The organism is Bradyrhizobium sp. (assembly GCF_028868675.1).
GTDB lineage: Bacteria > Pseudomonadota > Alphaproteobacteria > Rhizobiales > Xanthobacteraceae > Bradyrhizobium.
Map to the genome: position 1 here is coordinate 11,833 of NZ_JAGWUA010000013.1, position 26,261 is coordinate 38,093.

At 66.2% G+C, this 26,261-nt stretch carries 24 protein-coding genes; 7 read left to right on the forward strand and 17 right to left on the reverse strand.

From position 1 onward, the window contains the following. Nucleotides 1–7 precede the first annotated feature (7 nt). On the reverse strand, nucleotides 8–2,089 hold the full coding sequence (locus KGM94_RS03440) for a bifunctional diguanylate cyclase/phosphodiesterase (RefSeq protein WP_300255028.1): 2,082 nt from the start codon (nucleotides 2,087–2,089) through the stop codon (nucleotides 8–10). Beyond that, nucleotides 2,086–3,252 carry an ABC transporter substrate-binding protein gene (locus tag KGM94_RS03445; RefSeq protein ID WP_300255030.1) on the reverse strand — a complete coding sequence of 389 codons (1,167 nt, stop codon included), beginning with the start codon at nucleotides 3,250–3,252 and terminating at the stop codon, nucleotides 2,086–2,088. Before KGM94_RS03445 ends, KGM94_RS03440 begins: the two co-directional genes overlap by 4 nt. A 148-nt stretch (nucleotides 3,253–3,400) precedes the next feature. On the opposite strand from KGM94_RS03445, the gene radA reads away from it, so the two are divergent. The 6 genes from radA (at nucleotide 3,401) to KGM94_RS03475 (ending at nucleotide 10,675) form a co-directional block, all read left to right on the forward strand. Continuing rightward, entirely contained in the window at nucleotides 3,401–4,846 is a 1,446-nt protein-coding gene (gene radA, locus KGM94_RS03450; protein WP_300255032.1) for a DNA repair protein RadA, read from the forward strand. A gap of 202 nt (nucleotides 4,847–5,048) precedes the next feature. Then, nucleotides 5,049–5,678 carry a CvpA family protein gene (locus KGM94_RS03455; RefSeq protein ID WP_300255034.1) on the forward strand — a complete coding sequence of 210 codons (630 nt, stop codon included), beginning with the start codon at nucleotides 5,049–5,051 and terminating at the stop codon, nucleotides 5,676–5,678. 23 nt (nucleotides 5,679–5,701) lie between these two features. After that, nucleotides 5,702–7,234, forward strand: a complete 1,533-nt coding sequence (gene purF, locus KGM94_RS03460; RefSeq protein ID WP_300255036.1) for an amidophosphoribosyltransferase — start codon at nucleotides 5,702–5,704, stop codon at nucleotides 7,232–7,234. A 123-nt stretch (nucleotides 7,235–7,357) separates the two neighbouring features. After that, nucleotides 7,358–8,098 carry an SDR family NAD(P)-dependent oxidoreductase gene (locus KGM94_RS03465; RefSeq protein ID WP_300255038.1) on the forward strand — a complete coding sequence of 247 codons (741 nt, stop codon included), beginning with the start codon at nucleotides 7,358–7,360 and terminating at the stop codon, nucleotides 8,096–8,098. A 78-nt stretch (nucleotides 8,099–8,176) separates the two neighbouring features. Then, entirely contained in the window at nucleotides 8,177–9,331 is a 1,155-nt protein-coding gene (locus KGM94_RS03470) for a hypothetical protein (protein WP_300255040.1), read from the forward strand. A 117-nt stretch (nucleotides 9,332–9,448) separates the two neighbouring features. After that, nucleotides 9,449–10,675, forward strand: coding sequence for an ABC transporter substrate-binding protein (locus tag KGM94_RS03475; RefSeq protein WP_300255042.1), 1,227 nt, complete (start codon nucleotides 9,449–9,451; stop codon nucleotides 10,673–10,675). A gap of 96 nt (nucleotides 10,676–10,771) precedes the next feature. Here the strand turns inward: KGM94_RS03475 and der are convergent, their stop codons facing one another. The 14 genes from der to KGM94_RS03545 all read right to left on the reverse strand — a co-directional run bounded on the left by der (nucleotide 10,772) and on the right by KGM94_RS03545 (nucleotide 24,851). Continuing rightward, nucleotides 10,772–12,151 carry a ribosome biogenesis GTPase Der gene (gene der / locus KGM94_RS03480; protein ID WP_300255044.1) on the reverse strand — a complete coding sequence of 460 codons (1,380 nt, stop codon included), beginning with the start codon at nucleotides 12,149–12,151 and terminating at the stop codon, nucleotides 10,772–10,774. A gap of 49 nt (nucleotides 12,152–12,200) precedes the next feature. Then, entirely contained in the window at nucleotides 12,201–12,734 is a 534-nt protein-coding gene (locus tag KGM94_RS03485; protein ID WP_300255086.1) for a hypothetical protein, read from the reverse strand. A 36-nt stretch (nucleotides 12,735–12,770) separates the two neighbouring features. After that, nucleotides 12,771–13,424 (reverse strand): tetratricopeptide repeat protein, encoded by a 654-nt coding sequence (locus tag KGM94_RS03490; RefSeq protein ID WP_300255045.1) that lies wholly within the window; start codon nucleotides 13,422–13,424, stop codon nucleotides 12,771–12,773. A gap of 169 nt (nucleotides 13,425–13,593) precedes the next feature. Next, nucleotides 13,594–15,189, reverse strand: coding sequence for a class I adenylate-forming enzyme family protein (locus tag KGM94_RS03495; protein ID WP_300255047.1), 1,596 nt, complete (start codon nucleotides 15,187–15,189; stop codon nucleotides 13,594–13,596). A gap of 42 nt (nucleotides 15,190–15,231) precedes the next feature. Next, nucleotides 15,232–15,816, reverse strand: a complete 585-nt coding sequence (locus KGM94_RS03500; protein WP_300255048.1) for an NnrU family protein — start codon at nucleotides 15,814–15,816, stop codon at nucleotides 15,232–15,234. Nucleotides 15,817–15,885: 69 nt separating this feature from the next. Then, nucleotides 15,886–16,479, reverse strand: coding sequence for a hypothetical protein (locus KGM94_RS03505; RefSeq protein WP_300255050.1), 594 nt, complete (start codon nucleotides 16,477–16,479; stop codon nucleotides 15,886–15,888). 98 nt (nucleotides 16,480–16,577) lie between these two features. Then, nucleotides 16,578–18,197, reverse strand: a complete 1,620-nt coding sequence (locus tag KGM94_RS03510; RefSeq protein ID WP_300255052.1) for a peptide chain release factor 3 — start codon at nucleotides 18,195–18,197, stop codon at nucleotides 16,578–16,580. Nucleotides 18,198–18,298: 101 nt separating this feature from the next. After that, the gene (locus KGM94_RS03515; protein ID WP_300255053.1) at nucleotides 18,299–19,303 is read right to left on the reverse strand and encodes an inorganic phosphate transporter; all 1,005 of its coding nucleotides are present in this window, start codon (nucleotides 19,301–19,303) and stop codon (nucleotides 18,299–18,301) included. Nucleotides 19,304–19,399: 96 nt separating this feature from the next. After that, complete coding sequence (locus KGM94_RS03520; protein WP_300255055.1) at nucleotides 19,400–20,044, reverse strand: DUF47 domain-containing protein; 645 nt, start codon at nucleotides 20,042–20,044, stop codon at nucleotides 19,400–19,402. A gap of 155 nt (nucleotides 20,045–20,199) precedes the next feature. Next, nucleotides 20,200–21,168, reverse strand: coding sequence for a branched-chain amino acid ABC transporter permease (locus KGM94_RS03525; protein ID WP_300255057.1), 969 nt, complete (start codon nucleotides 21,166–21,168; stop codon nucleotides 20,200–20,202). Between the two features lies 1 nt (nucleotide 21,169). Beyond that, nucleotides 21,170–22,033, reverse strand: coding sequence for a branched-chain amino acid ABC transporter permease (locus tag KGM94_RS03530; RefSeq protein WP_300255060.1), 864 nt, complete (start codon nucleotides 22,031–22,033; stop codon nucleotides 21,170–21,172). A 60-nt stretch (nucleotides 22,034–22,093) separates the two neighbouring features. Then, nucleotides 22,094–23,314: an ABC transporter substrate-binding protein gene (locus tag KGM94_RS03535; RefSeq protein WP_300255062.1), complete on the reverse strand. Its 1,221-nt coding sequence runs from the start codon at nucleotides 23,312–23,314 to the stop codon at nucleotides 22,094–22,096. Nucleotides 23,315–23,353: 39 nt separating this feature from the next. Continuing rightward, on the reverse strand, nucleotides 23,354–24,103 hold the full coding sequence (locus KGM94_RS03540) for an ABC transporter ATP-binding protein (protein WP_300255064.1): 750 nt from the start codon (nucleotides 24,101–24,103) through the stop codon (nucleotides 23,354–23,356). Continuing rightward, nucleotides 24,096–24,851: an ABC transporter ATP-binding protein gene (locus KGM94_RS03545; protein WP_300255066.1), complete on the reverse strand. Its 756-nt coding sequence runs from the start codon at nucleotides 24,849–24,851 to the stop codon at nucleotides 24,096–24,098. Before KGM94_RS03545 ends, KGM94_RS03540 begins: the two co-directional genes overlap by 8 nt. Nucleotides 24,852–25,184: 333 nt before the next feature. Here KGM94_RS03545 and KGM94_RS03550 point away from each other — a divergent pair, with 333 nt between their 5' ends. Continuing rightward, a complete protein-coding gene (locus KGM94_RS03550; RefSeq protein WP_300255088.1) occupies nucleotides 25,185–25,865 on the forward strand; it encodes a PAS domain-containing protein in 681 nt (226 codons plus the stop codon). Here the strand turns inward: KGM94_RS03550 and KGM94_RS03555 are convergent. Further along, nucleotides 25,862–26,236, reverse strand: coding sequence for an ArsC family reductase (locus KGM94_RS03555; RefSeq protein ID WP_300255068.1), 375 nt, complete (start codon nucleotides 26,234–26,236; stop codon nucleotides 25,862–25,864). The two genes, KGM94_RS03550 and KGM94_RS03555, sit on opposite strands and share 4 nt — an antisense overlap. Nucleotides 26,237–26,261 lie beyond the last annotated feature (25 nt).

Sequence of the window (26,261 nt, forward strand, 5' to 3'; positions counted from 1 at the left end):
CGGGCCGTCAGCCGGCCATCCCGGAGACGAGGGAGGCGCCCGTCGGAACGATGCTCGCCTCGCCCTCGGCGATCCACGGCGCCTGCTCGTCCGCGAGCCAGGCGAGGACGTCGTCGAGCGGCTGCGGCCGCTGGTAGAAATAGCCCTGCCCGAACACCACGCCCATCTCGATCATGGCCTCGGCCTGCTCGGCCCGCTCGATGCCCTCCGCGACCAGCGTCAGCTCGAGCGTGCCGGCGAGCGAGGCGATCACACCGACGATCGCCTTGTCCTCGGCGCTACCGGGAATGTCGCGGATGAACGCCTTGTCGATCTTCACCTTGTCGAGCGGAAAGCGCCGCAGATGGGCGAGCGATGAGTAGCCCGTGCCGAAATCGTCGAGCGCGATCGTCGCGCCCATGCGCCGCAGGCGGCACAGCGTCTCGGCCGCGCTGGCGATGTTGTTGATCAGGGAGCCCTCGGTGATCTCGAGCTCCAGCGAGGACGGGGCGACGCCGAGCCGCGCGCAGGTCTCCTGCATCTCGTCCGCGAAGGACTGGTCCGCGAGCTCCGACGGCGGCAGGTTGATCGCGATGCGGATCTGCGGGTGGCCGGCTGCGGCCAGCCGCTGCAAGGCGCGGCAGGCGTCGGTCAGGACGTAGCGGGTCAGCCTGGAACCGTTGCCGCTGCTTTCGATCAGCGGCAGGAATTCGGCGGGGCCGATGACGCCGAGGTCGGGATGACGCCAGCGGATCAGCGCTTCGAGGCTGACCAGTTCGTTGCCGCCGAGCCGGACCTGGCTCTGGTACCAGACCTCGAACTGGCCCTCGGCGAAGCCGGCCGGGATCGCGAGCTCGAGCTCCCGGCGCCTTCGATAATCGTGCTGGAGCGCGTCGTTCAGCACCGCGATCGTGCCGGGCGCCTTGCTCTTGGCGTGGTAGAGCGCGATGTCGGCGAGCGCGGGCAAGTGCGACAGTTCGGGATCGTCGGCGCGGCGCACGGCAAGTCCGATCGAGGCGCGCGGCACCACCTGCTTGTCCCGCAGCCGCACCGGCGCCGAGATCGCCTGCAGCAGGTGTTGCGCGAACGCCTGCGCGGCCGCCTCGCTTGCGACCTCCGGACGAATGACGACGAACTCGTCGCCACCGAGCCGCGCGACCCAGTCGCCGGCGTCGACCGCACCGCGCAGCCGCTCGGAGATGTGGATCAGGAACTTGTCGCCGGCCTCGTGGCCAAACGTGTCGTTGATGCCCTTGAAGTCGTCGAGGTCGATGAAGCAGAACGCGACCAGCGAATCCGGCGCATGCGCCTTGCCGCTCAGGAGCAGCAGCTGCTCGGTCAGCGACCTCCGGTTGGCCAATCCCGTCAGCGGATCGTGCCAGGCGAGATATTGCAGCCGCTCGAGCGCGTTCGAGGTCGTCAGCTGCAGTCCGTTGAAGGCCTGCGCGAGCTGCCCGAATTCGTTCGACGAGCGGATATCGGCCTCGTAGGCGCGGCCGTCCTGCTTGCTGCGCTGGATCGCCGACATCATGATGGAGAGCGGCTTGCCGATGAAGATGTTGGCCGACATCCGCATCGCGATCAGGGTGGCAAGCGTCGCGAGCAGACCGACGACGAGCAGCCGCTCCAGCACCTTGCCCGCCTCCGCGTAGAGCGTTCCGTAGGAATAGCCGATCGCGATGCGGCCGGCCTGAACGGCCATGTTGCCGTTGCTATAGTGGATGGGACGCTCGACCTCGGCTGTGCCGTGCCCGGCGGACCGCGCCGGTACGCTCGCAACCGCGGCGCCGGTGTCGTCATAGACCGTGGCGGCCGCGATCGACTCGTCCTGCAGGATTTCGGCGAGCACGCTTGCGACCTGCGTATAGCGCATCTTCCAGAGCGGCTCGGCGATCAGCTGCGCGCGGCTCTCGGCGATGCGCGCGACGCGGCCGTCGAGCTGCTTCATCTGCGACCAGAAGCTCGAGAGTTCGAGGCCGGCGGAGGCGAGCAACTGCACCAGCAGCAGCACCGGCAAGGTCGCCGCGATCATCGAGCGGATCACCGAGCGCGAGGCGGCCGGCGCGGCCGCGGTGCCCTGGCCCGAGGCGCTCATGGCGTCCAAGCTCATTTGCCCGGCGCCCTCGCGGCATTCGCGGACGACAGCGAAGCCACCAATGCCTCGATGGAGAAGTCGTATTGACCGCAGTGTCCGGGCTTCGCCCTGAACCGCTCGAATGCGATGCGGTCGAACGCATGCGCCTTGATCAGTCCGCCGACCGAGGCGAGGTTGTCGCGGGTGATGGCGGAGGTCTTGACCCGCACGTGGGGCGAGGCATCGGCGAAATCGCAGCCGTCCGCATAGTCGCGCAGCAGCACGATCGACCAGCCGCCCAGGAGGAAATGGCCGCCGTCGGTCAGCAGGAGATGCCCCGCTTCGATCTCCCGCAGCGCATCCTCCGACCAGTTGAGGCCGACCACCTGGATGTCCTTGCCCGGCGTCAGGCCGGCCGCGGTCGCCGCCTTGATCGCACCAAGCGCCATCGGATCGTTGCCGGCCCAGATGCCCGCCGGACGGATGTTCTTGCGCGCGGCCCAGCTCAGATAGTTCGCGGTCGCCTGCTCGGCCTCGGATTGCGTCCAGTTGGCGAACAGCATCCGGTCCACGACCACGTCGGGCGCGGCCTTCACCGCGCGGTCGAGCCCGGTATTGCGGGCGATCGAGGCCGGGGTGATCTCGTCGCCGCCGATGCCGAGGATGTGGATCTTGCCGTCGGCGCTCTGCCATTTCCCGGCGCGCGCGGCGCCGATCAGCGCGTCGGCCATCCGCGCGCCCGCGGTCTGCAGATCGGTGGTGATGTCGCCGAGCCAGTGCTTCAGCCTCTCGCGCGGCGCCCCGAGGCGAACCGCGTCGTCGCCGATCAGGCTGTTCGACAGGAACAGCGTCTTGATGCCGGCCGATTGCGCCGCCTCCAGGATCGGCACGGCGGCGGACTCCTCGTTGGACAGGATGAGGTAGTCGGGCTTGCGCGCACGTGCGACCACGCCGAGGCCGAGCTCCTGCATGGTGCGGTAGTTGCGCTCGGCCCGCAGCACCTCGACATCCATGTTGAGCTTGCGGCCGGCCGCCTGCATGGTCTCCGCGACCATGTCCCAGAAGACCTCGCCGGTCTTGCCCGGGCTGACGAAGACGACGCTGCGCGACTGCAGGGAGCCCGCGGAGGCCGGGCCGCAGGCCGCAAGAACACCGCAGGCAATGCCCGCAACGACCAATGCTCTGAGGAATCCCGCCATCTTTCGCCACCCCGTATCGTGCCGAGGTTGGTCCGGCGACCGCTAACACTTCGCAAAGTCGGTCGCAGGAGGGCGGCGTAGGGCTAACAAAGCGTGTATCCGTGCTATCAGCAGGGCTCCGCCAAAACCCGCGACTCAGCCTGATCCCATGGCCAAGAATACACTCTCCTTCGTCTGCCAGAACTGCGGCGCGGCGTATAACCGCTGGCAGGGCAAGTGCGAGGCCTGCGGCGAATGGAACACGCTCGCCGAGGAGGACACCGCCGGCAGCGTGCCGGTCTCGATCCGCTCCAAGCGCAAGGGGCGGACCTTTGCGCTGGAGAGCCTGTCCGGCAAGAGCCAGGACGCCCCGCGCCTGTCCTCCGGGATGGCCGAACTCGACCGCGTCACCGGCGGCGGTTTCGTGCGCGGCTCGGTGCTGCTGGTGGGCGGCGATCCCGGCATCGGCAAGTCGACGCTGCTGACGCAGGCGACCAGCCTGATGGCGCGAGCCGGCCATCGCATCGTCTACATCTCCGGCGAGGAGGCCGTCGCCCAGGTGCGGCTGCGCGCCGAGCGGCTCGGGCTGTCGGACGCGCCGGTGCAGCTCGCCGCCGAGACCTCGGTCGAAGACATCGTCTCGACGCTGTCGGAAGGCGCGGTGCCTCGCCTGATCGTGATCGACTCGATCCAGACCATGTGGACCGACACGGTGGAATCCGCGCCCGGCACCGTCACCCAGGTACGCGCCTCGGCGCAGGCGCTGATCCGCTTCGCCAAGAAGACCGGCGCGGCCATCATCCTGGTCGGCCACGTCACCAAGGACGGCCAGATCGCCGGTCCCCGCGTGGTCGAGCACATGGTCGACGCGGTGCTCTCGTTCGAAGGCGAAGGCTCGCAGCAATTCCGCATCCTGCGCGCCGTGAAGAACCGGTTCGGCCCGACCGACGAGATCGGCGTGTTCGAGATGACCGGCCTCGGCCTGCGCGAGGTCACCAACCCGTCGGAGCTGTTCCTGTCGGAGCGCGACCTCGGCACATCAGGCACCGCGGTGTTTGCCGGCATCGAGGGCACCCGCCCGGTGCTGGTCGAATTGCAGGCCCTTGTCGCCCCGACCTCGCTCGGCACGCCGCGCCGGGCCGTGGTGGGCTGGGACCCGAGCCGGCTGTCCATGGTGCTGGCGGTGCTGGAGGCCCATTGCGGGGTCAAGCTGTCCGGCCACGACGTCTACCTGAACGTCGCCGGCGGCCTGCGCATCCAGGAACCGGCCGCGGATCTGGCCGCCGCCGCGGCCCTGGTTTCGTCCCTGGTCAACGCGCCGTTGCCGACAGATGCGGTCTATTTCGGCGAAATCTCGCTCTCCGGCGCGATCCGCCCGGTGGCCCAGACGGGGGCCCGGCTGAAAGAGGCGGCCAAGCTCGGCTTCAGCCGCGCCGTGCTGCCGGAATCGGCCCGGGGCGAGACCGGCGGCGACGCCGGGCTGTCGCTGAACGCGGTGGGTAACCTGACCACGCTGGTCGCCGAGATCGCTGCCCGCGGCTCGCGGAAAGGGCCGGACGCCGCCGCCGGCGAAAAAAATGCCACACCCGCAAGATTCCGCCGTGGGGAAGGCTAGCTGGAGGTGACGTCCCGCCCCCCCGCCGCTATACAACGCCCGCACGAAGCCGCATGGGATTAGCGTGTTCCGGCCTTGCCGGGAACTCCGTCTGGCCATCACTTAGGGTGGCGGCCAAGATACCGATTCGGAAGATACCGATTCGCCAAGACACCGATTCGCAAAGCGCGCCTTTGAGAGTACGAGCGGACCAGACCAGCCGATGCCGATAACAATCCTCGACCTGATCCTGCTCGGTGTCATGCTGATCTCGGGCCTGCTTGCGATGGTCCGCGGCTTCATGCGCGAGATCCTCTCGATCGCGGCCTGGGGCGCCGCGGCGATCGTGACGCTGTACTCGTTCTCCAAGCTGCTGCCGACGGCCAAGACCTATTTCAACAACGACACGGTGGCGAGCGTCGTGGTCGTAGCCGGCGTGTTCGTCGGCACCCTGATCGTGGTCTCCGTGATCACGGTGCGGATCTCCGACATGATCCTGGATTCCCGGATCGGCGCGCTCGACCGCACGCTGGGCTTCCTGTTCGGGCTCGCCCGCGGCCTCCTGATCGTCGTCGTGGCCTTCCTGTTCTTCACCTGGCTCGTGCCGGACAAGCAGCGTCCGGACTGGGTCACCGGGGCCAAGTCCCGGGTGGTGCTGCAGGGAACCGGCGATTGGCTGATGTCGCTCTTGCCGGATGACCCCGAGAACACCATTTTGAAGAGATTCAAGAAAAACAAACCAGATGATGATCAAGCTGACACCGAGCCGCAAGCCCCGGGCAGTGCCGACGGCTATAGCAAGCCGGCTCGTGACGGCATGAAGAAGCAGATCGAAAAATCGGTTGGACGTTAACCGTTCCATTAGAGAGAGGCGCGATGGACAAGACCGGACAACCTGACCAGAACGCCCAACTCGATCTCGACCTGAACGGGAATTCGTCCTCCGCCGCGATCGAGCTGCAGGACGATCTGGAGGGCGATACGCTGCGCGAGGAATGCGGCGTCTTCGGCATCTACGGCCATCCCGACGCCGCCGCCATCACCGCCCTCGGCCTCCACGCCCTCCAGCACCGCGGCCAGGAAGCAGCCGGCATCGTCTCCTTCGACGGCAACCGCTTCCACTCCGAACGACGCCTCGGTCTCGTCGGCGACACCTTCTCCCGCCGCGAGGTGATCGACCGCCTGCCCGGCAGCGTCGCCGTCGGCCATGTCCGCTACTCCACAACCGGCGCCACCATCCTGCGCAACGTGCAGCCGCTGTTCGCCGAACTGAACGCCGGCGGGCTGGCGGTCGCCCACAACGGCAACCTCACCAACGGCCTGACGCTGCGCCGTGAGCTCGTGAAGAACGGCGCCATGATGCAGTCGACCACCGACACCGAGGTGATCCTGCATCTGGTCGCGCAGTCCAAGCGCAACCGCTTCATCGAGCGCTATATCGACGCGCTGCGCGCCATCGAGGGCGCCTATGCGCTGGTGTCGGTGACCAACAAGAAGCTGGTCGGCGCCCGCGATCCGCGCGGCATCCGCCCGCTCGTGCTCGGCGACCTCGACGGCTGCCCGATCCTGACGTCGGAGACCTGCGCGCTCGACATCATCGGCGCGCGCTTCGTGCGCGACATCGAGCCCGGCGAAGTCATCGTGTTCGACGAGAACGGCCAGGACATCCACAAGCCGTTCCCGCCGATGGCGCCGCGCCCCTGCATCTTCGAATACATCTACTTCTCGCGGCCCGACTCCATCGTCCACGGCCGCTCGGTCTATGAGGTGCGCAAGGCGTTTGGCGCGCAGCTCGCGAAGGAGAGCCACGTGCCCGTCGACGTCGTGGTGCCGGTGCCGGATTCCGGCGTACCCGCTGCGGTCGGCTACAGCCAGTATTCCGGCGTGCCGTTCGAGCTCGGCATCATCCGCAACCACTATGTCGGCCGCACCTTCATCCAGCCGACGCAGGCGATCCGCGAATCCGGTGTGCGCATGAAGCATTCGGCCAACCGCGCCGCAATCGAAGGCAAGCGCATCATCCTGATCGACGATTCGCTGGTACGCGGCACCACCTCGAAGAAGATCGTGCGCATGATGCGCGATGCCGGTGCGACAGAAGTGCATTTCCGCCTCGCCTCGCCCCCGATCCTCTATCCCGACTATTACGGCATCGACCTGCCCGACCGCGGCGGGCTCCTGGCGGCGACGCACTCGCTGGAGGAGATGCGCGAGATCATCGGCGCGGACTCACTCGCCTTCCTGTCGATCGACGGCATGTACCGCGCCATGGGCGAGCCCGGCCGCGACCCCGCCAATCCGAAATTCTCCGATCACTGCTTCACCGGAGCCTATCCGACCCACCTCACCGACCAGACCCAGGTCGAGCCGCAGCCGCGGCAATTGTCGCTGCTGGCGGAAGCGAGCTGACCTCGACCGTCATTCCGGGGCGCGCGCAGCGCGTATGGCTTCCGGGTTCGGTCCTTCGGACCGGCCCGGAATGACGATGAGGTGGGCCTTGTCCCTGCGCCTCACCTCTGCAATACCCCCGCCATGACAAAACCCCTCGCCTCCCGCATCGCTCTCGTCACCGGCGCCTCGCGCGGCATCGGCTTCGCCGCCGCTCGTGCGCTGGCGAAGGCCGGCGCTCACATCGTCGCGGTGGCGCGCACGCAGGGCGGGCTCGAGGAACTCGACGACGATATCCGGAAGGACGGTGGCAGCGCGACGCTGGTGCCGCTCAACCTCACCGATTTCGACGGCATCGCACGGCTCGGTGCGGCGCTGCACGAGCGCCACGGCAGGCTCGACATCCTGCTCGGCAACGCGGGCGCGCTCGGTCCCTCCTCGCCGCTCGGCCATATCGAGCTCAAGACCTTCACCGACGTCATGGCCGTCAACGTCTCGGCGAATTTCCAGCTCATCCGCTGCATGGAGCCGCTGCTCAGGCAGTCCGATGCCGGCCGCGCCGTGTTCGTCACCTCGGGCGCGGCGAGCAAGGCGACCGCCTATCTCGGTCCCTATGCGGCCTCGAAGGCCGCGCTGGAGACGCTGGCGCGGACCTGGGCGCGGGAGACCGCGAGCACGAACATTCGCATCAACCTGTTCAATCCCGGCCCGATCCGCACCCGCATGCGCGCCGCGCTGTTTCCGGGCGAGGATCCGATGACGCTGGACACGCCCGAGCAGGTCGCCGAGCTCATCGTGCCGATGTGCTCGCCCGAGTGGAGCGAGACCGGCAAGCTCTACGACTACAAGAGTCGCACGCTCCTGAGCTTCCAGCTTCCGGCTTGATTGACTTCCATCCGTTCGCGCGATTGACTGCCGGATCCCAAGCGGCAGCAGGCCGCAGCAAAAAAACGGGAGGACGCCATGGCGCCGCGGCTCGATCGTGCCTGCCTGTCACGGGCAATCGCACGCCTCTCCACATCGATCGCGATCTGCGTCGCAAGCCTGGCGGTCGCGGCACTGTCGCCGCGCACGGCCGACGCCGGCGACGTCCCGGCTTTCGCGGTCGAGGCGTCCTGGCCAAAACCTCTTCCGAACAACTGGATCCTCGGCCAGGTCGGCGGCATCACCGTCGACTGGCAGGGCCATATCTGGGTCATCCATCGCCCGCGCTCGCTGACCGACGACGAGAAGGGCGCCACCCTCAATCCGCCGCGCTCGAAGTGCTGCGTGCCGGCGCCTCCGGTGCTGGAGTTCGACGCCGACGGCAATCTGCTGCGGTCGTGGGGCGGCCCGGGCCAAGGCTATGAATGGGTCGGCCGCGAGCATGGCATCGAGGTCGACGAGCGCGGCTTCGTCTGGATCGGCGGCAACGCGGACAACGACAACGCCATCCTCAAATTTACCCTCGACGGCAAGTTCGTCGCCCAGATCGGCCAGATCGCGCCGAGCAAGGGCAGCAATGACACGACCCAGCTCGGCAAGCCGGCCGAGACCGCGATCGACAAGGACGCCAACGAGATCTACGTCGCCGACGGCTACGGCAATCGCCGCGTCATCGTGTTCGACGCCAGCACGCTCGCCTACAAGCGGCATTGGGGCGCCTACGGCAACAAGCCGACCGACGACAGGCAGGGCCCTTACGATCCCAAGGCGCCGGTCGCCCAGCAATTCGGTAATCCCGTGCATTGCGTGAAGATCGCCAATGACGGCCTCGTCTATGTCTGCGACCGCATCAACGACCGGATCCAGGTGTTCCGAAAGGACGGCACGTTCGTGAAGGAGTGGTTCTACGAGAAGAACACACTCGGAAATGGTGCCGTCTGGGACGTCGCGATCTGGCCGGATGCAAAGCAGACGTATCTGCTCAGCGCCGACGGCGAGAACAACGAGATCAGGGTGCTGAGGCGGGAGGACGGTGCCGTGGTCGGCAGCTTCGGCCGGAGCGGCCGCAACGCCGGACAATTCCACTGGGTCCATGCCATCGCGGTGGACGCCAAGGGCAACGTCTACACCGCCGAAGTCGACAATGCGAAGCGTATCCAGAAGTTTAAGCTTACCTCGAGCGCCCTACCATAAACGCATTGCCGGACGCTCTCAGACAGGCTATCGGAACCGCCGGGATCGTCCCGATCCGCCGAAGGTGAAAGGCTCCTGCAAGAGAGCCGTCCCGGCCCCAATAGTTGGAGGAAATACATGAAGAAGACTGCCGCGTGGCGCTATGCCGCGCTTCTGAGCTGCGCCGGCCTGGGCTTCGCCAATTCGGCCTACGCCCAGGACAAGACCGTCAAGATCGGCGTGTTGAACGACATGTCGAGCCTCTATGCCGACATCGGCGGCCCCAATTCAGTGGTCGCGGTCAAGATGGCGATCGAGGATTCCGGCCTGACCAAGAAGGGCTGGAAGATCGACGTGGTCAGCGGCGATCACCAGAACAAGCCCGACGTGGGCGTCAACATCACCCGGCAGTGGATCGACACCGAGAAGGTCGACGCGATCGCCGACACGCCGAACTCGGGCGTGGCGCTCGCGGTGAGCAACATCGTCAAGGAAAAGAACGCGGTGCTGCTCAATTCCGGCGCTGCGACCGCCGCCCTGACCGGCGCGGCCTGCACGCCGAACACCGTCTCGTTCACCTACGACACCTACATGCTCGCCACCGGCACCGGCAAGGCGCTGACCAAGGCGGGCGGTGACAGCTGGTTCTTCCTGACCGCGGACTACGCCTTCGGCCAGCAACTGGAACGCGATACCTCGGCCGTCGTCACCGCGAACGGCGGCAAGGTGCTCGGCGGCGTCAAGCACCCGCTCAACACCTCCGACTTCTCCTCCTTCCTGCTGCAGGCGCAGTCCTCGAAGGCCAAGGTGATCGGGCTTGCCAACGCCGGCGGCGACACCACCAACGCGATCAAGCAGGCTGCCGAATTCGGCATCGTGCAGGGCGGACAGAAGCTCGCGGCGCTGCTGCTGTTCATCAACGACGTGCACTCGCTCGGCCTGAAGACCGCGCAGGGCCTGACGTTCACGGAATCCTTCTACTGGGACATGAACGACAACACCCGCGCCTTTTCCAAGCGGTTCGCGGCCCTGGCGAGCAAGAACGCGATGCCCTCGATGACGCAGGCCGGCAACTACGCCATGGTGCTGCATTATCTGAAGGCGATGGAAGCGCTCGGCGGCAATCCGCATGACGGCGCCAAGGTGGTAGCCAAGATGAAGGAGCTGCCGACCGACGATCCGCTGTTCGGCAAGGGCCCGCTGCGCGCCGACGGCCGCCGCCTCATCCCGGCCTATCTGTTCGAGGTGAAGAAGCCCGAAGAGTCGAAGGGACCGTGGGACTACTACAAGCAGATCGCCACCATCTCCGCGGAAGACGCCGCCAAGCCGCTCGCCCAGAGCGATTGCCCGCTGGTCAAGAAATAACGACACGGCGAGCCGGTCTCGACGACGAAATGCCCGGCCTCGCGCCGGGCATTTACGTTCTGGCGGCTTGCGCCGGCGCCTCGCCGGCCTCCCCGCTCACGACAGCCGCTTGCGCTTGTGCGCGAACGGATTGGCTTTTTCGCGCAGCGTGATCCGGACCGGCGTTCCCGGCAGTTCGAAGGTATCGCGCAGCGAGTTGGTCAGATAGCGCAGATAGGCCTGCGGCACCGCATCGGCGCGCGAGCAGAACAGCACGAAGCTTGGCGGCCGCGCCTTGGTCTGGGTGATGTAGTTCAGCTTCAGCCTGCGGCCGGATACCGCGGGCGGCGGGTTGGCCTGGATCGCCTGCTCGAACCAGCGGTTCAGCGCCGAGGTCGGCACGCGCCGGTTCCAGATCGCATAGGCGTCCTGGATCGCGGCCATCAGCCGATCGATGCCTTCGCCCATCAGGCCGGACACCGCGACGATCGGCACGCCCTTGACCTGCGGCAGCCAGTGATCGGCGTCCCGGCGCAACGCAGAGATCGCGCCGCCTCCCTTGCTCTCCATCAGGTCCCATTTGTTCACGGCGATCACGATGGCGCGGCCCTCGCGTTCGATCAGATCGGCGATGCGCAGGTCCTGCTCCTCGAAGCGGTTCTGTGCGTCCATCATGAGCACGACGACCTCGGCGAAGCGCACGGCACGCAGCGCGTCCGCGACCGAGAGCTTCTCCAGCTTCTCCTCGATGCGCGAGCGCCGGCGCAGCCCGGCCGTGTCGAACACGCGGAAGTCGCGCCCCTTCCAGGCGATCTCGACGGCAATGGAATCGCGCGTGGTGCCGGCCTCAGGGCTCGTCAGCAGGCGCTCCTCGCCGAGCAGATGGTTGATCAGCGTCGACTTGCCGGCATTGGGCCGGCCGACGATCGCGACCCGGATCGGGCGCTTTGCGGCCTCCTCCTCCGACTGCGGCGCGTCGTCCTCGACCGCCTCCTCGGCAGGCTCCGGCATCAGCTTGCTGAGCGCATCGTAGAGTTCGCCCATGCCTTCGCCGTGCTCGGCGGAAACCTGGATGGGATCGCCGAGCCCGAGCGCGAACGCCTCCATCGCGCCGGCATCGCCATGCTTGCCCTCGCTCTTGTTGGCGAGCAGCAGCACCGGCTTGTCGGCGCGGCGAGCGAAATCGGCGAACGCGCGGTCGTTGGGCGTGAGGCCGGCGCGAGCGTCGATCACGAACATCAGCGCATCGGCCTGCGCGATCGCGGTTTCCGTCTGCTCCTGCATGCGCGCGGTGAGCGAGCCCCTGGCGCCCTCGTCGAGGCCGGCGGTGTCGATCACGATGAAGGCGAGATCGCCGAGCTTGCCCTCGCCCTCGCGACGGTCGCGCGTCACGCCGGGGAGATCATCGACCAGCGCGAGTTTCTGCCCCACCAGCCGGTTGAACAGCGTCGACTTGCCGACATTGGGCCGGCCGATGATGGCAATGGTAAAGGACATCGGTCATTCGTGCGCTGCCGGAGCGGCGCCTGTCAATGCAGGGAAAGGATCAGCGCTGGAAACTGCCGCTCGGCAGCGGAGCCGGGAACGGCGCAGGCGCCTGCTGCTGCGTGGTCTGGGCGGATTGCGCCGGCGGGGCCGCCGCCTGCGCCGGCTGGTCGGGCGGTGGCGCGGTGGTGCGCTTGCGGACGATCTTGTGCTTCGGCGGCGGCGGAGCCGCGGGCTGCGCCTCCTCGGGCATGGCCTCGCCGTCCGGCTCGGCGGCCGGCGTCGCGGCCTGCTTGGTCTTCTTCGACTTGGCGGCCTTGGACGATGTCGGCGCCTCGGGCGGAATCGCCGGGGCCGCATCCGTGCTCGATTGATCCTGCTGTTGCGCGCCCTTGTAGAGCTCCTTCGGCACGCCCTGCTCCAGGCCCGGCACGCCCTCGGGGAAGACCGGCTTGCGCTCGCCGGGCAGCTTCTTCTTGGTGTCGAGGAAGTCCATGAGGTCGCTCGGGTCGAATCCGCCGCTGGAGCAGCCGCCAAGCACACCCGAGAACGCGATCAGGACGACGGCTGCGATCAGGCGGGGCGCGCGGCGCATCTTCTGGTCTCTCAGGGCCATCGGCTCTCGATCAGTTCAGCTCTTGGCGACGGGCGGCAGCAGCGCCTGCAGCGCTTCCGCGCGCGAGCGCAATCCCGGCGGCGTCTCGCCGTCCTCGGCAATCGCATCCAGCCATTTGCGCGCCGCGGCCGTGTCACCGTTGCGCCAGGCCGACAGCGCCAGCATCTCGCGTGCGGTGTGACGGAAGGTCGAGCCGGGCGCCGCGGACGCCTCCAGGCGCTGCTGCATGTCGGCATAGCTCGCGCTGTCGAGCACGAGCCCCGCGGCGCGAATCCTCGCCAGCGCCTGCTGCTCGGAGCCGACGCTGCGGTCGGCGGCGATGTCGTCATACAGCTTGACGGCGGCCTTGGGGTCGCGCGCAGCAGCCTCCGCCGCGGCGCGCAGCCGCGCCAGCGTGCGATAGCCGGAGGGCGCGTTCGCGGCGAGCGCGTTGAACGCCGCCTCGGCCTCGGCGTGCTTGCTCTGCTCGGACAGTTCGGCGGCCTTTTCGAAGGCGGCGCCGGCCTCGGCGGCCTTCTGGGCCTCCAGATACTGATAGCCACGCCAGCCTCCGACGCCGGCGACGATCAGCACCATCAGGCCGATGATGTAGATCGAATACCTGTCCCACAGCTTCTTGAGCTGTTCGCGACGTACTTCCTCGTCGACTTCGTCAAATAATTCAGACACTTAAGCTAACCCCATCCCCGGTCGGGAGCACGCGTCAAGGCGCCCGCATGAGACCACCCGTCCCCGCGTGGCGGCGGCGATACCCTATCGATATGGCGGTGGCAAGGCAAAGCTAGCCGGATCAAGGCGTTAACGGCCCCACCGAGGCCCCCGGCGCCGTCGCGGCCCCTCAAGCTCCCACCATCGTCTCCCGCAGCTGCCGCTTCAGCACCTTGCCGTTGGCGTTGCGCGGCAGCGGCTCGGCGGTGACGGCCATGGTCTCCGGCACCTTGTAGTCGGACAGCCGCTCGGCGCACCAGGCGCGCAAGCTCTCGCCCGCCACCGGCTCGCGCGTGACCACCACGGCGTGGACGCGCTCCCCCAGCACCGGACAGGGTTTTGCGATGATGGCGCTCTCGACCACCGCGGGATGGCCGGCCAGCACGGATTCCACCTCGGCAGAATAGATCTTCAAGCCGCCGCGGTTGATCATGTCCTTCTGGCGATCGAACACGCGGACGAAATTGTCGGCATCGACCGAACCGAGATCGCCGGAATGCCAGAAGCCAGCGGTAAAGCTTTCGGCCGTCGCCCTGGGGTTATTCCAATAGCCCTTGATCACGGAGGCGCCGCGGATCCAGAGCTCGCCGACCTCGCCGGCCGGCAGTTCGCGCCCGTCCGCCCCCATCGCAACGATCCGCGCGCCGGGACAGGGCAGGCCGACGCTGTCGATATGGTCAGCCGTGAGCTCGCCCGGCATGATGGTCGAGGGCGACGTCGTCTCGGTCGCGCCATAGCAGTTCATCAGCTTCAGCCCGGGGATTCTGGTCTTCAGCTTCTCGATGGTCGCGATCGGCATCGGTGCGCCGCCGAAGCCGCCGATGCGCCAGCTCGACAGGTCGTAGCTCTCGAAATCCGGCTGCAGCAGGCAGAGATTGTACATCGCCGGCACCATCACCGTGTAGGTGACGCGCTCGCGCGCGGCGAGCTTGAGATAGTCGGCCGCCTTGAACTCGGCCATGATGATCAGCGCACCCGCGCAGCGCACCATGGTGGTGATGTTGGCCACCACGCCCGTGACATGGCCGAGCGGCACCGCCGCGATGGAGCGATCGGCTGCCGTGAGCTGCAGGCACGACACGAACACCATCGAGGAATGGACGATGTTGCAATGGGCGAGCATCGCACCCTTCGGCTTTCCGGTGGTGCCCGAGGTGTAGAGGATCATCGCGGTGTCCTCTTCGGCGACTTCGACGGGCGCCGATGCGGGCGCATTGTCGGCGAGCCCGGCGAAGCCCGACAGGCGCGGGTCGTCATCGATCGCGATGCGATGGACGAGTTCGGGAACCTCGCGCGGCTCCGGCAGGCGTTCGGCGAGCGCGGCCTCGTGGATCAGGAGCCTTGCGCCGCAATCGGTCAGCACATAGGCGATCTCGGGCTTCTGCTGGCGGGTACCGAGCAGCACCGTGACGAGACCTTCATGGGCGGCGGCGAACAGGATCAGCGGAAATGCGATCCGGTTGCCGAGCAGGATGGCGACGCGGTCGCCGCGCTGCAGGCCGAGCTTGCGGAAGCCGGTCGCGATCCGTGCCGCGCGCTCCACGGTCTGGCGCCAGGTCAGCCGGGCCTCGCTGCAGATCAGCGCCTCGCCGTCGGGACGGCTGGCCGCCGCGTCAGCGACCATTGTCCAGAGGTCCGCCGGCCGCTCGGAGAACGCCGGCACCACGCGATCGCCGAAGCGCGCCTCGAGCCGCATCGGCGGGATGAAAGGCTGCGACCAGTCCATCGGAACGCTTCCTGCTCTTGTTGTCGTCGTTTTCGGCCGGTGCTAGCGGCCGATGACGGGAACGCCGATCACCACGGGATGGAAGGCAAAGGCGAGCGCCAGATAGGCCACGATCCCGACCACGACGGCAACCAAATCGTTGACGATGCCGCCCACCGGGATCGGCGGCGCGCCGCTGTCGGTGCGGTGCTTCAACGAGATGCGGTCGTACACCGCCCAGCCAAGGAACGAGCCGAACAGGATGATCGAGCCGAGATCGCCGTTGGCGAGGAGATGCGCGGCCGCCCACAATTTGAGACCGGCGAGCATCGGATGCTTCAAGGTCGAGAAGATGCGGCCGCGGATATAGGAGGCCACCACCAGGATGACGGAGGGCAGCATCAGGGCGACCGTGACGTGCTTCAGGAACGTCGGCGGCTGCCAGACATTCCACATGCCCGCCGCACGATAGTGGGCAAAGCCCCAGACGATCAGCGCAAGCCCGGCCAGCGACACCAGCGAGTAGAGAATCTTGTAGGTACCCTCGCCCAGCCGCGCGACGAGCTGGCCGCGCACCTCGCGCTTCGTGGTGAACGTGTGGGCCGCGAAAAACACGGCAAGACCCAGGATCATCACCAATAGACCCACGACATCCTCCCCTGACGTAACGTCCCCTGCGTCGAGGGGTATCATTGATCGGCTGCCCGTCGCAATCCGTCATTGCGGCCGCGCGCTGTCCAGCTCCCGGTTGTCGACGTAGCGGATCGCGATCGGCCGCCCTGCCAGCGCGCCGCCGAGCCCGCTGGTGAACCTGAGCGGCAGGCACGTGTTGAGCGAGGCGTTGATCGCGTCGAGATAGGTCGATCGCGTCTCGGCCGCCACGCCCGAGGTGGCGTAGGTCATGCGCGGCGGACCGATCAGGCCGCCCGTCTTGTTGAAGCTGAAGCGCACCGAGATCTGCATGCCCTGTCGCGCATGATCGGCCGGCGGCGGCGACCAGCAGGCGCGCAGCTCGGCAAAGAGGTCGGCGATGGTATCGAGATCGTGGTCCGGCTTCCGGTACTTCGCGCTCTCGGTCTCCGAGGGGCTGCTCAGGATCGTGAGCTGCAGGTTCTGGCCGTAGGGGTAATCGATCTCGGGAATGCAGGGTCCGTGGTCGAACACGCCGCAATAGGACGGCGTGCAGGGCCGGTTGTCGAGCACGCTGCACGGCTCGTGCGAGAACGGAATCGGATTGATCTGCCGTCGCCGCGCGTCGGCCGAGCCGACGCTCAACGGCAGAAGCAGCAGGATGAGCAGGCCGCGCAGCATGGGATGTCCACCGCAGGACGCCTCCTCCAAGTTGCGCCGTCCTGCGGGGCGCTTCAAGCCCGTGCGCGTTCACATGCTCGCGCCCAGGGCATGGGCCCCTACCCCTTCTTCTTCACGTCCTTGACGCTGGCGAACTCGATGCCCTCGGCGCGCTCCCTCATATAGCCGAGATAGAACTCGTTCCTGGCGAGATAGACGGGATCGCCGTCGACGTCATCGGCGATGCTCGACGTGTTCGCGGCGATGAAGCCGTCGAGCTTCTTGCGGTCGTCGGCCGAGATCCAGCGCGCGAGCTGGAATTCGCTGACCTCGAACTCGACCGGCAGGGCGTATTCCGCCTCGAGCCGCGCCTTCAGCACGTCGAGCTGCAGCGGGCCGACCACGCCGACCAGAGCCGGCGCGCCGTCGCGCGGACGGAACACCTGCACCACGCCCTCTTCCGACATCTGCTGCAGGGCTTCCTTGAGCTTCTTGGCCTTCATCGCATCGGTCAGCCGCACTCGACGGACGATTTCCGGCGCGAAGCTCGGCACGCCGACGAAGGTGAAATCCTCGCCTTCGGTCAGGGTGTCGCCGATCCGCAACGTGCCGTGATTGGGAATGCCGACGACGTCGCCGGCATAGGCCTCGTCTGCGACCGAGCGGTCCTGCGCGAAGAAGAATTGCGGGCTCGACAGCGGCAGGCTCTTGCCGGTGCGCACGAGCTTCGCCTTCATGCCGCGGCTCAGCTTGCCCGAGCACAGCCGCGCAAAGGCGATGCGGTCGCGATGGTTCGGATCCATGTTCGCCTGGATCTTGAACACGAAGGCGCTCATGCGCGGATCGGTCGCCTCGACCTTGCGCAGGTTGCTCTCCTGCGCCCGCGGCTCGGGGGCGAACCTGCCGAGCCCTTCCAGGAGATCGCCGACACCGAAATTGCGCAGCGCGCTGCCGAAATAGACCGGCGTCAGATGGCCCTCGCGGAACGCCGCGAGATCGAACGGCTTGCAGGCCTCGGTGACGAGCTCGAGTTCGTCCTTCACCGCCGCAACATCGAGGTTCGGGTTGATCCTGGCGAGATCGGCGATCTCGATCTGCTGCGCCGCGCCGGTCTTGGCGCCGCCGCCTTCCAGGAGCCGCACGCCGCCGTTGATCACGTCATAGGTGCCGATGAAATCGCGTCCCCTGCCGACCGGCCAGGTCATCGGCGTGGTGTCCAGCGCCAGCGTCTTCTCGATCTCGTCCAGCAGCTCGAACGTGTCGCGGCTGTCGCGGTCCATCTTGTTGATGAAGGTGATGATCGGGATGTCGCGCAGGCGGCAGACCTCGAACAGTTTTCGCGTGCGCGCCTCGATGCCCTTGGCGGCGTCGATCACCATCACGGCGGAGTCGACCGCGGTCAGCGTGCGGTAGGTGTCTTCCGAAAAGTCTTCGTGGCCCGGCGTGTCCAGGAGGTTGAACACCAGCCCTTCGAACTCGAAGGTCATCACCGAGGTGACGACGGAAATGCCGCGCTCGCGCTCGATCTTCATCCAGTCCGAGCGGGTGTTGCGGCGCTCGCCCTTGGCCTTGACCTGGCCGGCGAGATTGATGGCCCCGCCGAACAGCAGGAGCTTCTCGGTCAGCGTGGTCTTGCCGGCGTCCGGATGCGAGATGATCGCAAAGGTGCGCCGCCGCGCCACTTCAGCGGCAAGCGGGGAACGGACCGGGGATTCGGTTGCAAAGGCGGTGTCGGACATGGCGGGAGCGTTTGGCAGGGAAAGCCTGCGGGATCAAGGGGCCGGCGGGTGCTCCTGATATGGGGATTCCGGCGGCCCGTTCCACCCCGTAAATCCCGGGATCAGCGCAGGATCTGCACCGCCCAGAAGGTGAGCGCGGCGACGATGGCGGACGCCGGGATCGTGATCACCCAGGCGTAGACGATCGAGCTCGCGACGTTCCAGCGCACGGCCGAGACGCGGCGCGCGGCGCCGACACCGACGATCGCGCCGGTGATGGTGTGGGTGGTCGAGACGGGAACCCCGAGGAAGGTCGCCATGAACAGGGTCGCAGCCCCGCCGGTCTCCGCGCAAAATCCCTGCATCGGGGTCAGCTTGGTGATGCGCAGCCCCATGGTGCGGACGATCCGCCAGCCGCCCAGCAAGGTGCCGAGCGCCATGGCGGCCTGGCACGACAGCACGACCCAGAACGGCACGAAGAATTCGCCGCCGAGATGGCCCTGCGAGTACAGCAGCACCGCGATGATGCCCATGGTCTTCTGCGCGTCGTTGCCGCCATGGCCGAGCGAATAGAGCGAGGCGGAGGCGAATTGCAGGATGCGGAAGGCGCGGTCGACCGCAAAGGGCGTCGACCTTACCGAGGCCCAGGAGACGATCGCGACCAGCACCATCGCGAGCAGGAAGCCGACCAGCGGCGACAGCACGATCGCCAGGACCGTCTTGGACAATCCGCTCCAGACCGCGGCCGAAATCCCCGCCTTGGCCATCCCGCCCCCGACCAGACCTCCGATCAGGGCATGCGACGAGGACGACGGGATGCCGAGGCCCCAGGTGACGAGGTTCCAGACGATGGCGCCGACCAGCGCGGCGAAGATCACCTGCGCGTCCACGATCGCGGGATCGATGATGCCGGTGCCGATGGTCTGGGCGACGTGCAGACCGAATACCATGAAGGCGACGAAATTGAAGAACGCCGCCCAGATCACCGCGAATTGCGGCCGCAGCACGCGGGTCGAAACGATCGTGGCGATCGAATTGGCGGCGTCGTGCAGGCCGTTCAGGAAGTCGAACAGCAGCGCGACGGCGATCAGTCCGACCAGAACGGGAAAACCCAAGGCGGCATCCACGGCGCGGCCCCTGCCCTAGACTTGGCGCATGATCTCCGCGCAAACGCTCCGCGTTTGTCGCGGGGAAAACCGCTGCACACTTTTCCGGATCATGCGCTAGACCTGCTCGATGACGATGCTGTTGATCTCGTTCGCGACGTCGTCGAAACGGTCGGCGACCTTCTCGAGATGGTCGTAGATCTCGACGCCGACGATGAAATCCATCGCATTGCCATTGCGGTGCTTCAGGAACAGTTCCTTCAGCCCGATGTCGTGGAGATCGTCGACCCGGCCCTCGAGCTTGGTCAGTTCCTCCGTGATCGCGGTCAGCATGGCGACGTTCGGCCCGATCGCCTGCATCAGCGGCAGCGCACGTCCGACCAGGTTGGAGCATTCGACCAGCAGCGCGCCCATCTCCCGCATCGGCGGCTCGAAGGTGCGGACTTCGAACAGCATCACGGCTTTGGCGGTCTGCTGCATCTGGTCGATGGCGTCGTCCATCGAGGTGATGAGGTTCTTGATGTCGCCGCGGTCGAACGGGGTGATGAAGGTGCGGCGCACCGCGGTCAGCACCTCGCGGGTGATGTTGTCGGCATCGTTCTCGAACTGGTTGACGCGCTGGCAATAGACCGGCGTCTCATCACCGCCGTTCAGCATCCCCTGGAGTGCGATGGCGCCCTGCACCACGGTCTGCGAATGTCGGGCGAACAGATCGAAGAAGCGTTCCTCCTTGGGGAGAAAAGCGCGAAACCACCGCATCATGGGATTAACCGCCGGTTGGGAATTGGCCGGTCCGGGAGGACTGTCATGGGACTGTCATAGACCATTTTCGGGCCGCGCGCGTGCCGGCTGACGCCGCCGCAACGGGGTCATCCACCGCTTTCACGACACACAAAAAGTCTTGATATATCAGCGTCTTACAGAGACCTACGGAAGTAGTGCGCGATTTCGCCGATCACGCCCCGCCGGAAGGTCAGCACGCAGATCACGAAGATCCCGCCCTGAATCACCGTCACCCACTGCCCAAAGCTCGCCAGATACTGCTGCATGGCAATGATGACGAAGGCGCCGACCACCGGCCCGAAGATCGTTCCGAGTCCGCCGACCAGCGTCATCAGCACGATTTCGCCGGACATCGACCAGTGCACGTCGGTCAGCGACGCATTCTGCGCCACGAACACCTTGAGCGAGCCGGCAAAGCCGGCCAGCGTGCCGGACAGGATGAAGGCCAGGAGCTTGTACTGGTCCGTGCGGTACCCCAGCGAGATCGCGCGCTGCTCGTTCTCGCGGATCGACTTCAGCACCTCGCCGAAGGGTGAGTTGATGATGCGGTAGATCAGCAGGAAGCCTCCGAGGAAGCCGAGCAGCACGACATAGTAAAGCACGGTCGGCTTGGAGAGATCGAAGATCCCGAACAAATGGTCCTGCGGGATGCCCTGGATGCCGTCCTCGCCATGGGTGAACGGCACCTGCAGATAGATGAAGTAGAGCAGCTGCGACAGCGCCAGCGTGATCATCGCGAAGTAGATGCCCTGGCGGCGGATCGAGATGTAGCCGGTCACGACCGAGAGCACGAAAGCGGCGGCGACGCCGACGATGATGCCGAGCTCCGGCGGAAGCCCCCACACCTTGAGCGCGTGCCCGCTGCAATAGCCGGCGGTCCCCAGGAACATCGCGTGGCCGAACGACAGCAGGCCGCCGTAGCCGATCAGCAGATTGAAGGCGCAGGCGAGCAGCGCGAAGCACAGCGCCTGCATCACGAAGAACGGATAGATGCCGCTCCAGGGCACGATCACCAGCAGCGCCGCCATCGCCGCGAAAACGATCATCTCGTCGCGCATCGCGCGCGTCGTCACCGGCAGGGTGTCGTCGGTTACTACGGTCATGTCAGGCCGCCCTTCCCGTCAGTCCCGTCGGCTTCACCAGCAACACCAGCACCATCAGCACGAAGACGACGGTGTTGGAGGCCTCGGGATAAAAATACTTGGTCAGGCCTTCGATCACGCCGAGCGCGAAGCCCGTGATGATCGAGCCCATGATCGACCCCATGCCGCCGATCACCACCACCGCGAACACGACGATGATGAGGTCCGCGCCCATCAGCGGCCGCACCTGGTTGATCGGCGCCGACAGCACGCCGGCGAGCGCCGCGAGCCCGACGCCGAGGCCGTAGGTCAGCGTAATCATCCGCGGCACGTTGATGCCGAAGGCCCGCACCAGGGTCGGGTTCTCGGTTGCGGCGCGCAGATAGGCGCCGAGGCGGGTCTTCTCGATCAGGAACCAGGTGGCAAGGCAGACCACCAGCGAGAAGATGACGACCCAGCCGCGGTAGACGGGCAGGAACATGAAGCCGAGATTCATGCCGCCTTTCAACTCGTCGGGAATGGCGTATGGCATGCCGGACGAACCGAAATAGTTCTGGAACACGCCCTGCACGACGAGCGCGATGCCGAAGGTCAGCAGCAGGCCGTAGAGATGGTCGAGCCCCGTCAGCCATTGCAGCATGGTCCGTTCCAGGATCATGCCGAAGATGCCGACCACGATCGGCGCGATCAGCAGCGCCAGCCAATAGTTGATCCCGGCGAGATTCAGCAGGAAATAGGCGACGAACGCCCCCATCATGTAGAGCGCGCCGTGCGCGAAGTTGATGATGTTGAGCATGCCGAAGATCACGGCAAGCCCGAGACTGAGCAGCGCGTAGAACGAGCCGTTGATCAGTCCCACCAGAAGCTGTGCGTAGAGAGCCTGCATCGATCGATCTCGTACTCGGTCCGGTTTGTCGGTCGCCGCCGTCAGGGCGCGCGATTGATGTTACTTCTTCACCAGCGGACAGGCGCTCTCGGAAAGCGGCCTGAACGCCTGGTCCGCAGACGTCGTGCCGACCAGCTTGTAATAGTCCCACGGTCCCTTGGATTCGGCCGGCGACTTCACCTCGAACAGGTAGGCGGGATGAAGCTTGCGGCCGTCCGCGCGGATCGTGCCCTTGCCGAACAGCGGATCGTCGGTCGGCAATTCCTTCATCTTGGCGACGACCTTGGCGCCGTCATGCGGATTGCCGCCGATCGCCTCGAGCGCCTTGAAGTAATGCAGCAGGCCCGCATAGACGCCGGCCTGCACCATGGTGGGCATGGCCTTGCTCTTCATCCGCTCGGCGAAGCGCTTGGAGAACGCGCGGGTCTGGTCGTTCAGGTCCCAGTAGAAGGTCTCGGTGAAGTTGAGGCCCTGGGCGACCTTCAGGCCGAGCGAGTGCACGTCGGACAGGAACAGCAGCAGGCCGGCGAGCTTCTGGCCGCCCGACACGATGCCGAACTCCGCGGCCTGCTTGATCGTGTTGGTGGTGTCGCCGCCGCCATTCGCCATGCCTATGATCTTGGCCTTGGACGCCTGGGCCTGCAGCAGGAAGGAGGAGAAGTCCGCGGTGTTCAGCGGATGCTTGACGCTGCCGATGACCTTGCCGCCGGCGGCGACCACGACCGCCGCGGTGTCGCGCTCGAGCGCGTGACCGAAGGCGTAATCCGCGGTCAGGAAGAACCAGGTGTCGCCGCCCGCCTTCACCAGCGCCTGCCCGGTCGAGTGCGCGAGCATGTAGGTGTCGTAGGTCCAGTGCACGGTGTTGGGCGAGCATTGCGCGTTGGTGAGATCGGACGTCGCGGCGCCCGAATTGATCATCACCGCGTTCTTTTCCCTGACGACGTTGTTGACCGCGAGCGCGACGCCGGAGTTCAGTACGTCCATCAGGACGTCGACCTTGTCGACGTCAATCCATTGCCGCGCGATGCTGGTGCCGATGTCCGGCTTGTTCTGGTGGTCGGCGGAGATGACGTCGAGCTTCCAGCCCTTCGCGGCCATTCCGGAATCCTCGACCGCCATCTGCGCCGCGACGACCGCGCCGGGTCCGCCGAGGTCGGCGTACAGGCCGGACAAATCGGTCAGCACGCCGATCTTGACGGCCTTGTCCTGAGCCATGGCAGTTGCACTCGCTCCGAGCGCCAGCGCGGTCCCGAGCAGCAGAGAGGCGATCCTGTTCCTCATGTTTCCCCCAAACGTATCCATTCCGATGCCAGGCTGAACTCAGACGCCCAGATAGGTGTGAAGCTTGTCCATGTTGGCCGACAGTTCCGCATTGGAAAACCCGTCGATGATCTTGCCATGTTCGACCACGTAGTAGCGGTCGGCCACGGTGGCGGCGAAGCGGAAATTCTGCTCGACCAGGAGGATCGTGAAGCCTTCCTTCTTCAGCCGCGCGATGGTGCGGCCAATCTGCTGGATGATGACCGGGGCGAGCCCCTCGGTCGGCTCGTCCAGCATCAGGAAGCTCGCGCCGGTGCGCAGGATGCGCGCGATCGCGAGCATCTGCTGCTCGCCGCCGGAGAGCTTCGTGCCCTGGCTCGAGAGCCGCTCCTTCAGGTTCGGGAACAATTCGAAGATCTGGTCCAGCGACAGGCCGCCGGCCCGCACGATCGGCGGCAGCAGCAGATTCTCCTTGACGTCGAGGCTCGCGAAGATGCCGCGCTCCTCGGGGCAGAAGGCGATGCCCATGCGCGCGATCCGGTCGGACGACGCCCGGATGATCTCCTGGGAGTTGAAACGCACCGAACCGGTGCGCTTGCCGATCATCCCCATGATCGACTTGAGCGTCGTGGTCTTGCCGGCGCCGTTGCGCCCGAGCAGGGTCACGACCTCGCCCGCGTTGACGTCGAAATTGATCCCGTGAAGGATGTGGGATTCACCGTACCAGGACTCGAGGTTGCGTACCTCGAGGATGGTACCGGCCGCCGTCGAAGCCTTTGTCGCCGGCTCGGCGATCGCGGTGTCAGGCATGACCGGCTCCCAGATAGGCTTCCTTCACGCGCTCGTCCTTCGAGAGATCGGCATAGTTGCCCTGCGCGAGCACCTGGCCGCGCGTCAGCACGGTGATGATGTCGGACAGATTGGCGACCACGCTCAGATTGTGCTCGACCATCAGGATGGTGTACTTCGCCGAGATACGCTTGATCAGCGCCGCGATCTTGTCGATGTCCTCGTGACCCATGCCGGCCATCGGCTCGTCCAGCAGCATCATTTCCGGATCGAGCGCAAGCGTGGTCGCGATCTCGAGCGCACGCTTGCGCCCATAAGGCATCTCGACCGCCGGGATATTGGCGAATTCGCTCAATCCCACGTCGTTGAGAAGCTCAAGCGCGCGGCTGTTGAAGCGGTTGAGCACCGACTTCGAGCGCCAGAAATCGAACGAAGAGCCGTGCTGGCGCTGCAGCGCGACGCGGACGTTCTCGAGCGCGGTGAGATGCGGAAACACCGCCGAAATCTGGAACGAGCGCACCAGCCCCATGCGCGCGACGTCGGCCGGCGCCATCGCGGTGATGTCCTGTCCCTTGTACAGGATCTTTCCGGCGGACGGTTTCAGGAACTTGGTCAACAGATTGAAGCACGTCGTCTTGCCGGCCCCGTTCGGACCGATCAGAGCGTGAATGCTGCCACGGCGGACCTTGAGTGCGACATCGCGGACGGCGAAGAACCCCGCGAACTCCTTGGTCAGCCCTTCTGTTTCGAGAATGAACTCATCGGCCAAACAAATTTCCCCCTGCAACGCGCAAGCCGCGCGCGCTTCTCCCTGTTGCTGTCGGCTTTCCGGAGGCCTTGGAGCCCATCCCGAAACGCCGCCTCCGGCGGCGGAATATGCCGGAGGTGACGGGGGTTAGGCAAGGCAGAAAGCTGAACGGGCCGCGCCCCCGCCGGGGAGCCTCTGCTCCTTTGGTCGAAGGCATGTCGAAGGCATTTTATGTCGTGTTACGTCGTGCCCGCCCGCCGACCCCGCCCCCAAAGCGGCCGTCGGCAACATGTCGTTAACGCTGTTTGGCGCCCTGCGCCAGCCTTCATAGAAAATTTTCCCGCACTGCGCATGATGCGCGGGTTTGAATGGGGCGGGACCATTGCCTTGAATTTCGAGAGCGCCACGCCATCGGTCGTCAAGTCGATCCGCCAGCGTGATCTCCTGAACACGTGGCTGCGGCTGTACGCGCGCCAGCAGGCAGCGCCGACGATCTGGGAATACCAGCCGGCGCGGCTCGAGGAAGAGCTGTCCGACCTCATCTACTACGCGGTCGACGCGTCGATGACGCCGCCGCGACTGATCATCCAGAGCGAAGGCACCCGCATCTCGCGCGCCTATGGTCATACCGGCAAGGACACGCCGCTGGACGACTATGTCGGTCCGCGGCTCGCGCCGTTCGTAATGCCGATCTACTATGAATGCGTGGCGCGCGGCCTTCCCGTCTACACCGTCGCCGATCTCGACGACATCTATGGGCGCGTCGTCGCCTATGAGCGGCTGCTGCTCCCGTTCGTGACCGACGACAAGGTCAGCCATGTCATCGCGTCGTTGAAGACCTTCTGCGAGGACGGCGGCTTCGAGATCAAGAACCTGATGCGCGGAAACGATGCGCTGCCGCGCCCGAAGGTGCGTGCCGTGATCGACCGCGATCTGTTCCATCGCACGCCGGGCCGCATCGCGGCCGCGGACGTGATCGAATTCGCCGATCAACCCGGCAGCGACGGCAACAGCGAGACCATCGAGTTGAACTAGCTGCTCTTGCGCGATCTCGCGCTCGCACCGACTTCCTTGGCATAGATCTCCGGCTTGAAGCCGACCAGCAGCTTGCCGCCGGCTTCAAGCACCGGGCGCTTGATCATGGAAGGCTGCGCCAGCATCAGGGCCAAGGCCTTCTTCTCGGTGAGGCCTTCCTTGTCGGCGTCGGGCAGCTTCCTGAAGGTCGTGCCGGCGCGATTGAGCAGTGTCTCCCATCCCAGCTTGTCGCTCCATTGCTTCAGCTTGTCCTTCCCGACGCCCGCCGTCTTGTAGTCGTGAAAGGCGTAGGCGACGCCGTGCGTGTCGAGCCAGGCGCGGGCCTTCTTCATGGTGTCGCAGTTCTTGATGCCGTAGATGGTCGTGGACACGGTCCGTTCCTCGCGCGTAGGTCAA